Consider the following 14,371-nt stretch of genomic DNA (forward strand, 5'->3'; position numbering starts at 1 on the left):
GCAACGACGATGCGCCGCTGCGGCTGCCACTCGACCCGGGCGTGGGCTCGGCTCTACAGGGCTCAGCGCAGCTGGCTTTCGGCAAATTCCCAGTTGACCATCTGCCAGAACGCGTCCAGATACCGCGCGCGATCGTTCTGGTAGTCGGTGTAGTAAGCGTGCTCCCAGACGTCGCAGCACAGCAGCGGGGTGCTTTCACCGGTCAATGGCGTGCCTGCATTGCGGGTGGCCTGCAGGCCCAGCTGCCCGCCCGGATGCTGCACCAGCCAGACCCAGCCGGAGCCGAACAGGCCCAGCGCGGTGCGGTTGAATTCCTCGCGCAGGCGCTGCACGTCGCCGAACTGGCGCTTGACCAGTTCGCCCAGTCGCCCCTGCGGCTCACCGCCGCCGCGCGGGCGCAGGCACTGCCAGTAGAAGGCATGGTTCCAGGCCTGGGCGGCGGCATCGAACAGCGTGCCCTGGGCGTGGCGGACGATCTCCTCCAGCGACGCTTCCTCCCACTCGGTGCCGAGAATGCCGGCGTTGACGGCATCCACATAGGCGCGATGGTGGCGGCCGTGATGCAGTTCCACGGTCTGTGCGGACAGGTGCGGCTGCAGGGAGCCGGGAAGATAGGGCAGGGCGGGCAATTCGACAGGCATGGACAGGTTCGTGGCCAGGGGGCGGCGGCAGCCGGTTCCATCCGCTTACAATGGCGGCTACCGTGGGCAGTCTAGCCGACCATCACGGTCGGTTTGTCCGGCGAAGCAAGGAGTGTGGTTGTGGCGGTAATGCAGCAAATCCAGGCCGAGGTCGATCGTTACCCGCTCGTGCTGTTCATGAAGGGCACCCCGCAATACCCGATGTGCGGCTTCTCCAGCCGCGCCGTACAGGCGTTGATGGCGGCCGGCGCAGTCACCCTGCGCACCGTCAACGTGCTGGAAGAGCCCGAGATCCGCGCCAACCTGCCGCGCTTTTCCAACCTGCCGACTTTCCCGCAGCTGTTCATCAACGGTGAGTTGATTGGCGGCTGTGACATCGTGCTGGAGCTGTTCGAAGCCGGCGAGCTCAAGCGCATCGTCGAAGAGGCGACCCAGGGATGAGTGCCTGGCCATCGACGTCACCGACCGACGGGGCGCTCGATGGCCGCCCGTTGCAGGATCGCGTGGTGCTGGTCGCCGGTGCCGGTGGCGGATTGGGTAGTGCGGCGGCAGTGGCTGCTGCGGCCGCCGGGGCCACCGTGGTTCTGCTGGGCCGCAAGCCTCGCCGCCTGGACCGTGTCTACGCCCAGGTGCAGGCGGTCGGCCCGGAACCGCTGCTGTATCCGCTGGACCTGGAAGGCGCGGGCCCCGACGACTATGCCGAGCTGGCCCAGGCCCTGCAGCGCGAGCTGGGGCGCCTGGATGGCCTGCTGGTCTGTGCCGCTCACTTCCCGGGCCTGACCCCGTTTGAGCTGGCAGACCCAGCGAGTTTCGCCCGCGCGGTGCACGTCACCCTGACTGCGCCCGCCTGGCTGGCCCAGGCCTGCCTGCCGCTGCTGCGGCAGCGCGAAGATGCGGCGCTGGTGTTTGCGGTCGATGCCCCCGAGCGGGTCGGTCAGGCCTACTGGGGCGGTTACGGTGTGGCCCAGCACGGCCTGCGTGGCCTGATCGCCAGCCTGCACGACGAGCTCGGCCGCAGCCCGGTAAGGGTGAGTGGCCTGTACCCCGGCCCGCTGCGCACGGCCTTGCGGGCCCGGGCCTATTCCGTAGACCAGGACCCGGCCGCGCAAGGCCCGGAGGCCGCCGCCGCCGCGGCCGTGACCCTGTTGTCCGGTGCTGGCGCTACCTGGCGCGGCCAGATTCTCGATGCCAGCGAGGCGCCCCCCGGCGAGTAAATCCCGGGGAAAGGCGGAGTGAAGAACCCGTCACGATTGCGTTGCGATCCGGTGCCGTTTGTCGCACAACCGTCACATTGATGGCGTAGCGTGTTAATCTAGTGTTAACCGTTGTGGCTTCCTTCAGCCAAGCGGTAGGGAACCCCAGATAAATGTCCGACCAGCCACCCGCAGGGCTGTTTGGATGCGCTTTTTTTTCCGCCATCGCCAACTCGCATCGAGGCTACCGAAAAATGACCCACCCACTCCGGATGTCCAAGCTCACCCTTGGTCTCGTGGCTGCGCTCGCCGCCGCTCCCGCCTTCGCCCAGAGCACCTCTGCCGGTGTCGGCGGCCAGGTGATGTCCGCCGCAGGCCAGCCTGTTGCTGGTGCTGAAGTCACCATCACCCACACCGAGTCGGGCACCGTTTCGCGTGCCACCACCGATGCGTCGGGTCGCTACACCGCGCGCGGCCTGCGCGTGGGTGGCCCGTACACCATCACCATCACCAAGTCCGGTGAAGGCACCAAGACCGAAGAAGGTGTCTTCCTGAATCTGAACCAGGTCAACACGGTCAACGCCAACCTGGGCGGTGATCTGGCGGCGACGAACCTGGATGCCGTGAACGTTGTTGCCACTGCCGGCTCGAGCGTCTTCAGCTCGGAAAACAAGGGCGTGGGTACCTCGGTTGACGGCCGCAAGCTGGAGCTGGCGCCCAAGGGCAACCGTTCGTTGGATGACGTCGCTCGCCTGGATCCGCGCATCAGCGTGACTGACCAGGCTACCGGCGCAATCTCGGTCGCGGGTATCAACAACCGCTATAACAAGATCTCGGTCGACGGCCTGTCTCAGGGTGACCCGTTCGGCCTCAACGCCAACGGCATGCCGTACACCGGCTCGCCGATCTCGGTGGACACGATTGCTGCCTACGATATCAAGGTCAGCGACTATGACGTGTCTCAGGACGTGGTCGGCGCCGCGATCAATGCGGTCACCAAGTCTGGTACCAATGAGTTCCACGGTTCGGCGTACTACGTGTACAAGAAGGCCGATAGCATGGTGGGCAAGCGCAACGGCGAGGACTACGATGCTTTCGGCAAGGACACCACCAAGGGCTTCACTCTGGGCGGTCCGATCCTGAAGGATCGCCTGTTCTTCTTTGGGTCGTATGAAGAACAGGAAATCACCGACTTCGGTGGTGCGGCGTCTTCCGACGGTCTGAGCACTGGTGCGGTGACGCGCGCGGAGATCGACCGGGTCATCGATATTTCCAAGAACAAGTACGGAATCGATCCGGGTACCTATGGTGCAGCCGGTGGCGTGAATCTGACCAACAAGCGCTATCTGGGCAAAATCGACTGGAACATCAACGACTCACATCGCGCCAGCCTGACCTACCAGCAGACTGAGGAGTCGCTGCCGCAGCCGTACGACAGCAACGCAAACTCGGTGATCCTTACCAGCCGTTGGTTCACCAAGACCAGCGAGACCAAGAACACTGCACTGCAGCTGTTCAGCGATTGGACCGACAACTTCACGACCGAGGCCAAGTTCAGCTACCAGAAGTTCGAGCAGGTCTCGGGCGCTTCGCAGAACCTGCCGACCATCAATGTGGGTGTGGCCAGCACCCAGTCTGGCTCGAGCAACGGTGTGCGCCTGGGTGAAGACCGCAATCGACACGAGAATGCGATCAACACCAAGAAGAAGACCGCCTCGATCTTCGGTACCTACTACGCCGGTGATCACACCATCAAGGGTGGTTTCGACTATGAAGATACCGACGCGCTGAATCTGTATGGTCGCGATCTGCACGGTGTGTATACCTTTGACAGCATCGCTGACTTCGAAGCAGGCAAGTACTACCGCTACGATGTGCGCCGTCCGATCGGCGGGTACTCAGAAGCCGACACTGCGGCTGCGATTGGTTTCACCATGATCAGTCCGTACCTGCAGGATACTTGGCAGGTAAATAACAACCTGTCGATCACCTATGGTGTGCGCGCCAATATCCCGAAGGCCGACAAGGCGCCGCCGCGCAAGCCGGGTTTCGAGGAAACCTTCGGCTTCCGCAATGACTACAAGCTCGGCAGCAGCAATAAGGTGATCATGCCGCGCTTCTCGTTCAACTACACCTTCGATACCGAGCGCTACTCGCAGCTGCGCGGTGGCGTGGGCTTGTTCCAGTCGGTCCCGCCGTTCGTCTGGCTTGCCAATCCGTACCAGAACAACGGCATGACCTCGGCCTCGTTCTGCGCCTACGGCAACACCGTGGTTCGCGGCTGTGTCCCGAACAATGGCCAGTACGCGTTCAGTCCGGATGCATTCAATCAGCCGTTCCCGAGCGGTGCCGCCGCGCCGACCAACGCGCAGATGGATTCCATTGATCCGGACTTCAAGCTGCCGACCGTCTGGAAGGCTAGCCTGGGCTACGATCATGAGCTGCCGTGGATGGGCCTGGTGGGCACCGTCGAAGTGCAGTACCTGAAGAACAAGGATGCGGTGTTCTACAACGCCCTGAACATTGGTACGCCGAATGGCCAGCTGTTCGATGGTCGTGATAGCTACTGGGTCACTCCGGGCGGCGTGAAGAACAATGGTAGCAAGCCGGGTTACACCACCAACTCGACCTACCTGACCAACTCCGACAAGGGTAGCTCCACTGCAGTCACCTTCTCGTTGGACAAGCCGATGGCGAATGGTTGGTACGGCAACCTGTCCTACACCTACACCAAGGCAACGGAGGTGGGTTCGGACACCAGTTCACAGGCCTGGTCGAGCTACCAGTTCGTTTCGCGCCTGAACCCGAACGAGGAGTATGCCGGCACCGCCACTCGCGAGATCCGCAATCAGATCAAGCTGTCGTTGGGTTGGGAGCACGCGTTCTTCGGTGACTACAAGACCAGCATTACCGGCTTCTACACCGGTCGCAACGGCCTGCCTTACACGTGGCTGGTTGATGGTGACATGAACGGTGACGGCATCTTCCAGGACCCGGCGTACATTCCGTTGCTGAATGACGCGAAGGTTTCGTACGTGAAGGGCAATCGTGCTGCGACCGCCGACGAGATCGCCGAGTTCCAGCGCCGCATCGACGAAAATCCGTACCTGGCAGCTCGTCGCGGTTCGGTCGCCGAGCGTAACGGTGCCCGCAACCCGTGGGTCAACCAGCTGGACGTGGCCATCCAGCAGGAACTGCCGGGCTTCTTCAAAGAGCACAAGTCGATCCTGCGTCTGGATATCTACAACTTCCTGAATATGTTGGACAAGAGCTGGGGCCGGACCCGCAATGCGTCTGACTTCGACACCCGCTACCTGACCACTGGCAAGGTCAAGGCCGATGGTTCGTACGAGTACGACCTGGGCCGCAACTCGCCGCAGGAACTGCGTGAGTATGACTTCAGCTCGGGCTATCCTTCCCGCGTCGTTTCGCGTTGGTCTGCAATGCTTACCCTGCGTTACGAGTTCTGATCCATCAGAGCTTGAAGCAGTAAGTGGAAACGGCCGGGGAAACCCGGCCGTTTTCCGTTCAGGCGAAAGTCCTTGCAGGTCACCTGGCATCGGCGTAGCATCCAGAAATGTGCGCGGTGCCAACACCGCCGATGCGGTCCCGGAAAGGCGAACGCGGGAAGCACACATCCAACGGTCGGGCTTCCCGGCCGTTTTGCTTTTTAAGGGGGCGGCAGTACAGTCGGAAACCTTGAAGGAAGCGAAAAATTGGACATGACCACGAACGAAAAATCAGCCCGTGCACTGCCGGTGCAGGACGCGCGGATCTACCCGCGCGGTGGGCTGGATGTGCTGTCGCGGGCCGAAGTGGCCCGGCTGCGCGATGCGTCTGCCGGCGGCATGCACGAGCTGCTGCGCCGCTGCGCACTGGCCGTGCTGACCAGCGGCAGTGCTTCTGACGATCCGCGCGCGGCGCGCGATCTGTATCCCGATTTCGACATCCAGGTGGCGCAGCAGGATCGCGGCGTGCGCATCGACCTGGTCAATGCACCGGCGATGGCTTTCGTCGACGGCGAGATCATCCGCGGCGTCGCCGAACTGTTGTTCGCGGTGGTGCGTGACCTGGCCTACATGGCCATCGAGATGGGCCCGGCCTACGCGGCCGAGCTGGAGTCGTCCGAGGGCATCACCAATGCGGTGTTCGGCCTGCTGCGCAACGCGCGCATCCTGAACCCGGGTGACCCGAATCTGGTCGTCTGCTGGGGCGGCCACTCGATCTCGCGCGACGAGTACCTGTACACCAAGCAGGTGGGCTATGAGCTGGGCCTGCGCGGCCTGGACATCTGCACCGGCTGCGGTCCGGGCGCGATGAAGGGCCCGATGAAGGGCGCCACCATTGCCCATGCCAAGCAGCGCCGTACCGTGACGCGTTACATCGGCCTGACCGAGCCGGGCATCATCGCGGCCGAGTCGCCGAATCCGATCGTCAACCACCTGGTGATCATGCCGGACATCGAGAAGCGCCTGGAGGCCTTCGTCCGCATCGGCCACGGCATCATCGTGTTCGCCGGTGGTGTCGGCACCGCCGAGGAAATCCTGTACCTGCTCGGCATCCTGCTGCGCGAGGAAAACAAGGACCTGCCGTTCCCGCTGATCCTGACCGGCCCGACCGTGGCGGCGCCGTACTTCGAGCAGATCGACCGGTTCATCCGCCTGACCCTGGGTGATGCGGCCGCCGAGCGCTACGAGATCGTCATCGGCGACCCGGTGGCGGTGGCAAAGAAAATGGCCAACGGCATCAAGCGCGTGCGCGAGCACCGCCTGGCGCAGAAGGACTCGTTCTTCTTCAACTGGTCGATCGAGATTCCGTGGGAGTACCAGCAGCCGTTCGTGCCGACCCACGAGGCGATGGCCGCGCTGGACCTGCACCACGGGCGTGCCCCGCACGCGCTGGCGGCCGACCTGCGCCGGGCGTTCTCGGGCATCGTTGCCGGCAACGTGAAGGAAGACGGCATGCGCCGCATCGAGCAGTTCGGGCCGTTCCAGATCCATGGCGACCCGGACATGATGCAGGCCCTGGACGCGCTGCTGCGTGCCTTCGTCGAACAGCGCCGGATGAAGATCTCCGGCGAATACCAGCCCTGCTATCAGGTGCTGGCCTGAGTCTGCGCCGGCGCGATGGGGATCGCGCCGGTACAGGCAGGGGAGGGCGGGTCGTCAAGGCCTTGACGCCCGTCGCCCCGGAATGACCGTTCATCCTGCCGCCGCTTGCCGGTGGCAGGGCGATGGCCCATCGTGGCCATCAACACGCTGGGGAGCGTCCAATGTCTTTGCGCCGGCAAAACGGCTTTACGCTGGTTGAGTTGATGGTCACGATCATGGTCCTGGCCGTGCTCGCCACGATCGCCTTTCCCAGTTTCCAGGGCACCCTGCGATCCAATCGCATCGCTACCGCGAGCAACGAGTTGATCGCTTCACTCGCATTGGCCCGCAGCGAGGCGGTAAAGAATCGTCGTGGTGCGGGTGTCTGTGCGTCGTCTGCGGGCAGTACATGTGATGGCAAAAGCTGGGCTGACGGCTGGCTGGTCTGGGCGGACACCAATGGAGATGGTGCGCTGAGCGCTGGGGAGACCGTGCTCCGCTACAGCGCCGGTCGGCCGGGTCTGACTACGGCGGGTACGCCGGATCTGTCCGTGGGTTTTGACCCACGTGGTCGCAACCGCGCGAATGCATCGCTGGACCTGACCCTGCGCCCGGACACCTGCGGCAAGCAACCGCTGCAACGAACGTTGCGCATTTCGCCGACCGGACAGGTCCGGCTGTTGAAGGAGGATTGCAAGTGAGGCCGTCCCGATCCCGTTCCCCGCGCGGCGTGCAAGGGGGCTTCAGTCTGATCGAAGTGCTGATCGCCATTCTCGTGCTTGGCGTTGGCCTGCTCGGTTTCGCGCTGATGCAGACCATGAACGTACGCTTCGTCCAGAGTGCCAACTACCGCACCCAGGCGACCAATCTGACCTACGAGATGCTGGACCAGCTGCGGGTGAATCGGAAGATGGCGCCGGTCTATGTCGGCGACTATACCGCCACCACGTCCAGCAAGAACTGCTTACCTCCCACCGGCAAGGACATCAGCAAAGACGCCTTCACCCTGGATTGGAGGTGCCGCCTGGGCAAGGCGCTGGGCGACGGCGCTACGGGGAAAGTAACCCGGAACGGTGACCAGTACTCGGTCAGCGTGAGCTGGGGGGATGAGCGCTGGAATGCCGATGCCGGTGACACCACGTTCACTGCCAGGAGCGGCTTGTGATGCGCGCCTCATGCTCTTCATCCCGACACATGTCGGGTCTTTCCATGGTTGAGCTGATGATCGCACTGGCCATTGGTGTGATCGTCATGCTCGGCGTGGTGCAGGTGTTTGCAGCATCGAGGGCGGCCTACCAGCTGTCCGATGGCCTGGCGCGGGTGCAGGAAAACAGTCGCTTCGCGATGGATGCCCTGCAACGCGAACTTCGCATGGCCGGGCATTTCGGCTGTGTCAATGACCAGGGGCGAAATACACCGGACAATGCCTCGCTGTTCAGTACCTTCGCAACGGCTCCGCATCCGGCGCTGGACTTCCAGACGTCGATCCAGGGCTTTGAAGCTACCGGAACCGCGCCGGGAGCGGCGGTTACCCTGACAGCCACACCTGCAACCGGCGGAACCGACTACAAGCCCGCGCTGCCTGCCGAGTTTGCTGCGGCCATGCCCAACCGAGTCAATGGCAGCGACATCGTGGTGCTGCGTTACCTGATGCCGGATGGTGTGCCGATCACCGCCATTGGCGGCGTTCCAGGCAAGCCGATTTTCAGTTTTGACAAAGCGCGCCTTGCGGTACTGCAGAGTGGTGTCTCCAACCCGGGGCTGTATGGTGCGGCCGACTGCGCCAGCGTCACGATCTTCCAGGCGCGCGCGGTGGACAAGGGCGCCGGCACCGTCACCTTTGGGGATGCGCCGAACAATGCAGGGAACTTCACCCGTCCGGTCACCACCGGTCAGGCGATGCTGCACCGTGCAGAAAGCGCGCTGTACTACATCGGCTATGACGCCGCCATTGCCCGTTCTTCGTTGTATCGCGTGCGCTTCACCGCCATCCCCAATGGCGCGCTGGTGGCCAATGCGCCGGAGGCACTGGTGGAGGGCGTAGAAAACATGCAGTTGTTGTATGGCCAGGACCGCGGGCTTACCGACGTTTATCCAACCGGTTTCATTGATCGCCAGGGCACTGCCGAAACGGTGCAGGGGTCTACCAATCCGGCCGCGAATGGTTGGCGTCGTGTCGGCGCCGTGCAGCTGGGGATGGTGATGTCCAGTCCGGATCCATCGGCGGCGCCGCAGGCCGACCAGAACGCTGCGCTCACTTCGCTGGGCGTGACGTTCACGGCGCCGGCAGACGGTCGCATGCGCGCTGTCTATCAAACCACCATCGCCCTTCGCAACCGCCTCTTTGGCAACTGAGGCTCGCATGTACACACGCCCGCGTCTTCCTTCCTTCACAGCACGCCGGCAGCAGCGAGGCGCTGTGCTGTATGTCGCCCTGATCATGTTGATCCTGCTGGCTCTTATCGGCATCGCCGGCATGCAGGTTACCGGTATGCAGGAGCGCATGGCGGCCAACTACCTGCGTTCCAATCAGGCCTTCCAGAACGCCGAAGCCGACGTGCGTACCCAGGAGGCGGCCATCAAGACAGCCATCGAAAGCGGCGGCGTTTTCGAGGCCAACCAGGAAGAATGCAGTCCGGTATTCGACCCGGCAACCTGGGCCGATGGCAAGACTGCGGCTGCGGCAATCCATACCCGGCGCCTTGATAAGTGCGTGATGGGCGGCGGAGGGACCGGCCTCGGGGGCCGGAAGAACGAAGAGACCGAAAACATCTACCAGATCACCGTCCTGGCCAGTGACGATCCGGCCAATCCATCTTCCAGCGCTGTCATCGATACGATCTTCATTCCATGAACACTTCGCGCCGCTTCTCCCGCATCGTCTCGACTCCCTGGCTGCGCGCGGGCGCTGCCGTTGCCGTGCTGGCTGGGGTGGGGGCGTTGGTCTACCCGCTGTTCGCTGCGCTTGGCGACTACGACATCGCGCAGGAGCCGTTGTACAGCAAGAAGACCCAGCCGCCGCTGATGATGATGGTGATGTCGCGCGACGAGCAGCTTTTCAACAAGGCCTACAGCGATTACAGCGACCTGGATGAGGATGGCACCCTCGACACCACATACCAGGACAAGTTCGATTACTCCGGTTACTTCGATTCCAACCTCTGCTATTCCTACGCCAGCGGCCAGTTCAAGGCCAGTGCACAGGCCGGCGGCACCTGGAAGCACAGCTGCGGTGGAAGCTGGTCCGGCAATTTCCTGAACTGGGCAACGATGAGTCGCCTGGACGTGATGCGCTACGTGCTGTACGGCGGCCATCGCATCACCGACAGCGCCGCCAGCACCGTGCTGGAGCGCGCGCAGATCCCCAACGATCTGCACGCGTGGGTAAAGGTATACAGCGGCAGTGATATCAACAGTTTCACCCCGTACAAGACCACCATGTCCTTCTGCAACGCCACCATCGAATCCGGTGGTGCACCGCTGATGCGCGCTGCGTCGGGCAACTGGGGCGAGTGGGCGGCCACCGCCAGCCGCCAGTGCATCACCGGCCGAAGCGATGAAGGCAAGGCTGATTCACCTGGCTCTGCCACCAACTTCAACGTCCGGGTTGAGGTCTGCGCCAGTGGCAGCGGAGCTTTCCCGGAGGCGTTCTGCCGCAAGTACAACGATGGCACAAGGGACTATCTGAAACCGGCTGGGCTGCTGCAGTCGTATGGCGAAAGCGGCCGTCTTCGCTTCGGTCTGGTCACGGGTACCTATGTCAATCCGCGCGATGGTGGCGTGGTGCGGAGGAACATCGGAAAGATCGCAGGCAACGGCACCGGATTCTGTGCGGCCGGCGACGAAATCAACCTGTCCAACGGTCAGTTCTGTAACAGCTTGTCCGGTGGTGCGGAAGGCATCATCAATACCATCTCCAACTTCCGTATCGACCAGTGGAACTGGAGCAATAACTGGAATGACTGCAACGACTACAGCATCCTCAACCGACAGGGCTTCGGTGACAGAGGTAATCTGACCGATCCGGGCAATGCCTCGAAGAAGTGCAGTGCCTGGGGCAATCCCCTGGCCGAGATGTATGCCGAAGCTGTGCGCTACATCAAGGGTGAAACCAAGGGCATCTACAGTGCGTCCGGAGACCTGAGCGGGCTGCCCAATGCGGTTGCCTGGAAGGATCCCTACCGCTCCCCGAACGATGGCGGCAACTCCTACTGCGCCACCTGCAACATCCTGGTGATGTCCTCAGGCCTGCCGTCGTTCGATAGCGACAACATCGGGTCGATCAATGGCCTGGCACCTGCGGCGTCGGCAACGGATGCGATCGGCAATCTTGAAGGCATTACTGGTGGCAGTTACATGGCTGGCCGCGTCGGCCTGACCGAGCGCTATGCCTCGATCAATACCCATGAGGACATCTGTCGCGCGGCCAAGGTTACTGGCCTGTCGCTGGTGCGTGGCATCTGCCCGGATGTGCCTTCCACGGAAGGCAGCTACCTGATGGCGGGCTTGTCAAAGGCCGCGGCCGAGACCGACCTTCGTCCGGGCGTGCAGAACAAGCCGGATACCTACAAGCTCACTGCGACCACCTATACCGTGGCCATGGCTGAGAGCCTGCCCAAGTTCGAGATTCCGGTGGGCAACGGCAAGATCACCCTGGCCCCACTGTGCCAGGCCAACAATACCGGTACGGCAAAAATCACCAGCAATGGCTGGCGCAGTTGCTTCCTCGGTTCTGTTGGTATCGGCACCAAACAGTCTACGGTCTCGCCGAATTTCGTCTATGGACGAACTTATCGCGCAGACGGCAAGGCTGGCAGTTTCTCGCTGGTATGGGAAGACTCGTTGTGGGGCAATGACCACGACAACGACGTGGTCTCCATGCTCAGCTACTGCGTGGGCGCTACCTGCAACGACGGCGACAACACGAATTTCCGCAACATCTGCTGGCGCTCCAGCAGTGCGGAGTGCAGCAACAATGCTGTACGCAATACCGTGGGCAGCGATGAGGTGCTGGTCCGCATTGAGAATCTTTCTGCCTATGCCGGCAACGCGATGCTCACCGGCTACACGATCGTGGGTTCGAACGCGGCCGACAACGTGCAGCGACTAGTACTGCGGCCCGGCGACAAGAACGGTTCGGTGCTGACGACCACCTCGGCTCCTCCGGCAGAATGGACAGGTGCCATTGTCCTGCGCTACCGCCTGGGAAGCGGCCAGGCCAATCAGTTGGAGAGCCCGCTGTGGTACGCCGCCAAGTATGGCGTGCCGGCTGGCAAGAAATGGGACAGCAAGGTGCCTGGCGTGCCGGACAACTATTTCCTGGCGCGCAATCCGGCCAAGCTGAAGTCTGCGCTGGAGTCGATCTTCGACAGTGCTGCCGCGGGCGAGGCGCCGGTGGGGGGCAGCGCGACTGGCGCCCGGGTCAACGCAGGTTCCTTCACCGTCTCGGCGCACTACACGGTACCGTCGGGATCCAATGACTGGACTGGCGATCTCATCGCCCGTCAGACCCTCTCCAATGGCGAAGTCGGCCCTGAGCTGTGGCGGGCGTCGACCAGGATGAGCGCTTCGGGCCGCAATATCGTGGTGTCGACTGCGCCGACTTTTGTGAACAAGTCCAATCAGTTGATTCCTGTAGCAGCGGCAGATTTCACTGCGGACAACATTCCCGGCCGCGACCGCGCCGAGAAGCTGGGCAACCTGGGGCTCAATACCGTTCCCAACTGGTTCGGTTCGCATACGGTTGCCGATCTCGTCAGCTATCTGCGTGGTTCACCGGTCAGCGGGTTCCGTCCGCGCAGTGTACTGCTCGGCGACATCGTCAATTCCAGTGTCGAGATTGTTTCCACCCGGGATGACTACGGCTATACATCCTGGAAGGAGCAGGGCGGGATAGGCTGGAAGACCACACTCGGTACCCGCTACAAGGCCTATCTGACATCGAAGACTGCGTCTGGCGGCCCGCCCTCAATGGTCTATGTCGGGGCCAACGACGGCATGCTGCACGGATTCAATGCCGGCACCGGAACCGCGGCCGGCACTGAACAGTTCGCCTACATTCCCTCCACGTCGCTGCAGCACATGGCCGAACTGGCCAACCCTGCCTATGGCCATCGCTACTACGTTGACGGCGGACTGACGGCATCCGACGTCCACTACGGCGAGGCGTGGCATACGGTACTGGTAGGGACCACCGGCGGCGGCGGTGCCACGCGCGGCCCGTCCGCCACGGCAGTCGGTAACGGCTCGGTGTTTGCGCTGGATATCAGCAATCCAACGGCGTTCAACAGCGGCAACGTCCTGTGGGAGATTTCCGGCAAGACCGAATCGGACATGGGCTTCGCGTTCGGCAAGCCGGTGGTGGTGCCTGTCGCTGGCACTGATCCGAACGGCGCGCCGCGATTTGTTGCACTGTTCGGTAACGGCGTCAATTCGAGTACGGGCCGTCCTGTGTTGTATGTGGTCGACATCCAGAGCGGTGAGGTACTCAAGCGCCTGTATCCGAGCGGGGGCAAGTACGCGATCGCCAATGGCCTCAACCACGTCACAGCGGTGGCACTGCACAACAGCAGCAGCCTGGCCGACACCGTGTACGGTGGTGACATGCAGGGCAACATCTGGCGCTTCGATCTGCGGGGGGGCGACCCCACGGCATGGAATGTGTCGCTCAGCGGTACACCACTGTTCACCGCCATGCGCAGCGCGGTGGCGCAACCGATCACCGGAGCGATCCAGACGTCTGCGGGGCCGGGTGGGGGCGTCAGCCTGTTCTTCGGTACCGGTCGTTATTTCACCGCCGATGACAACGCCGTTACCCGCAATTCACCTGTGCAGACGCTGTACGGAATATGGGACAACCTCAGCGACGCGATCTCCAGCCGCGACGTGCTGGTGGGGCAGTCGATCAGTGCCAATGGTGCAGCATTCCGCGACATATCCAGCAACGCGGTGGACTATTCAACAAAGCGTGGCTGGTACGTTGATCTGATCGTGGATACCACGGTGGAGGGTGAGCGCTTCTTTGGATATCCGACGTTGCAGGGTGGCACCGTGATGTTCACCACGTATGTGCCTGGACAGTCCGTCTGCGGTACAGGTGGTGGCGTCAACTGGCGCTATCGGCTGAACATGGCCACCGGCCAGCCCGCGATGGGCGGCCTCACCGACGAAGTGGGGGGGGATCCGCTGTGTGGCGCGAATTGTGGCGCCGGGGCGTTGACTCGCGGCGGCGACGTCGCGACGGGGGCTCCTGTGCTGGATACACAAGTCAGTACATCGATGCGCAAGGGCTGCGACCCCAGCGATCCGAAGTGCTCGGTCGATGGTTCGATTGACCGGTGCATCGTGACGCTGACCACTCCGGGCGCGGATACTGCATACGGCCAGCGTGCCTGCGGTCGCCAGTCCTGGCGGCAGATCCGCTGATGACCATGAACATGAGATCGCC

10 protein-coding genes are annotated in these 14,371 nt (G+C 62.8%); 9 read left to right on the top strand and 1 reads right to left on the bottom strand.

What is annotated here, in order from left to right:
* Positions 1 to 62 precede the first annotated feature (62 nt).
* A complete protein-coding gene (locus ACTJJM_RS06300) occupies positions 63 to 641 on the bottom strand; it encodes a superoxide dismutase (RefSeq protein WP_019337156.1) in 579 nt (192 codons plus the stop codon).
* Between the two features lie 120 nt (positions 642 to 761).
* Between ACTJJM_RS06300 and grxD the strand changes: the two genes are divergently transcribed.
* The 9 genes from grxD (at position 762) to ACTJJM_RS06345 (ending at position 14,349) form a co-directional block, all read left to right on the top strand.
* Positions 762 to 1,082 (top strand): Grx4 family monothiol glutaredoxin, encoded by a 321-nt coding sequence (grxD, locus tag ACTJJM_RS06305; RefSeq protein WP_005408852.1) that lies wholly within the window; start codon positions 762 to 764, stop codon positions 1,080 to 1,082.
* Positions 1,079 to 1,855, top strand: coding sequence for an SDR family NAD(P)-dependent oxidoreductase (locus ACTJJM_RS06310; RefSeq protein ID WP_049455524.1), 777 nt, complete (start codon positions 1,079 to 1,081; stop codon positions 1,853 to 1,855). The genes grxD and ACTJJM_RS06310 overlap by 4 nt, the downstream gene beginning before the upstream one ends.
* A gap of 233 nt (positions 1,856 to 2,088) precedes the next feature.
* The gene (locus tag ACTJJM_RS06315; protein WP_057503591.1) at positions 2,089 to 5,304 is read left to right on the top strand and encodes a TonB-dependent receptor; all 3,216 of its coding nucleotides are present in this window, start codon (positions 2,089 to 2,091) and stop codon (positions 5,302 to 5,304) included.
* Between the two features lie 252 nt (positions 5,305 to 5,556).
* Positions 5,557 to 6,945 (top strand): nucleotide 5'-monophosphate nucleosidase PpnN, encoded by a 1,389-nt coding sequence (gene ppnN / locus ACTJJM_RS06320; RefSeq protein ID WP_010486098.1) that lies wholly within the window; start codon positions 5,557 to 5,559, stop codon positions 6,943 to 6,945.
* A 161-nt stretch (positions 6,946 to 7,106) separates the two neighbouring features.
* Entirely contained in the window at positions 7,107 to 7,625 is a 519-nt protein-coding gene (locus ACTJJM_RS06325) for a GspH/FimT family pseudopilin (RefSeq protein ID WP_049412580.1), read from the top strand.
* Positions 7,622 to 8,089: a type IV pilus modification protein PilV gene (pilV, locus tag ACTJJM_RS06330; RefSeq protein ID WP_010486096.1), complete on the top strand. Its 468-nt coding sequence runs from the start codon at positions 7,622 to 7,624 to the stop codon at positions 8,087 to 8,089. Before ACTJJM_RS06325 ends, pilV begins: the two co-directional genes overlap by 4 nt.
* A gap of 29 nt (positions 8,090 to 8,118) precedes the next feature.
* Positions 8,119 to 9,279, top strand: a complete 1,161-nt coding sequence (locus ACTJJM_RS06335) for a PilW family protein (protein ID WP_125893548.1) — start codon at positions 8,119 to 8,121, stop codon at positions 9,277 to 9,279.
* A 7-nt stretch (positions 9,280 to 9,286) separates the two neighbouring features.
* Complete coding sequence (locus ACTJJM_RS06340; RefSeq protein ID WP_029380064.1) at positions 9,287 to 9,778, top strand: pilus assembly PilX family protein; 492 nt, start codon at positions 9,287 to 9,289, stop codon at positions 9,776 to 9,778.
* Positions 9,775 to 14,349, top strand: coding sequence for a pilus assembly protein (locus ACTJJM_RS06345; protein WP_440865323.1), 4,575 nt, complete (start codon positions 9,775 to 9,777; stop codon positions 14,347 to 14,349). The genes ACTJJM_RS06340 and ACTJJM_RS06345 overlap by 4 nt, the downstream gene beginning before the upstream one ends.
* The last annotated feature ends 22 nt before the right edge of the window (positions 14,350 to 14,371 follow it).

Origin of the sequence: Stenotrophomonas sp. 22692, from assembly GCF_052045015.1 — a bacterium.
Lineage (GTDB): Bacteria > Pseudomonadota > Gammaproteobacteria > Xanthomonadales > Xanthomonadaceae > Stenotrophomonas > Stenotrophomonas geniculata.

Coding starts and splice junctions, on each gene's coding strand:
- ACTJJM_RS06315 (WP_057503591.1), top strand. CDS start 2,089: ATGACCCACCCACTCCGGATGTCCAAGCTCACCCTTGGTCTCGTGGCT.
- ACTJJM_RS06300 (WP_019337156.1), bottom strand. CDS start 641: ATGCCTGTCGAATTGCCCGCCCTGCCCTATCTTCCCGGCTCCCTGCAG.
- ACTJJM_RS06335 (WP_125893548.1), top strand. CDS start 8,119: ATGTCGGGTCTTTCCATGGTTGAGCTGATGATCGCACTGGCCATTGGT.
- ppnN (WP_010486098.1), top strand. CDS start 5,557: ATGACCACGAACGAAAAATCAGCCCGTGCACTGCCGGTGCAGGACGCG.
- ACTJJM_RS06310 (WP_049455524.1), top strand. CDS start 1,079: ATGAGTGCCTGGCCATCGACGTCACCGACCGACGGGGCGCTCGATGGC.
- ACTJJM_RS06345 (WP_440865323.1), top strand. CDS start 9,775: ATGAACACTTCGCGCCGCTTCTCCCGCATCGTCTCGACTCCCTGGCTG.
- ACTJJM_RS06325 (WP_049412580.1), top strand. CDS start 7,107: ATGTCTTTGCGCCGGCAAAACGGCTTTACGCTGGTTGAGTTGATGGTC.
- ACTJJM_RS06340 (WP_029380064.1), top strand. CDS start 9,287: ATGTACACACGCCCGCGTCTTCCTTCCTTCACAGCACGCCGGCAGCAG.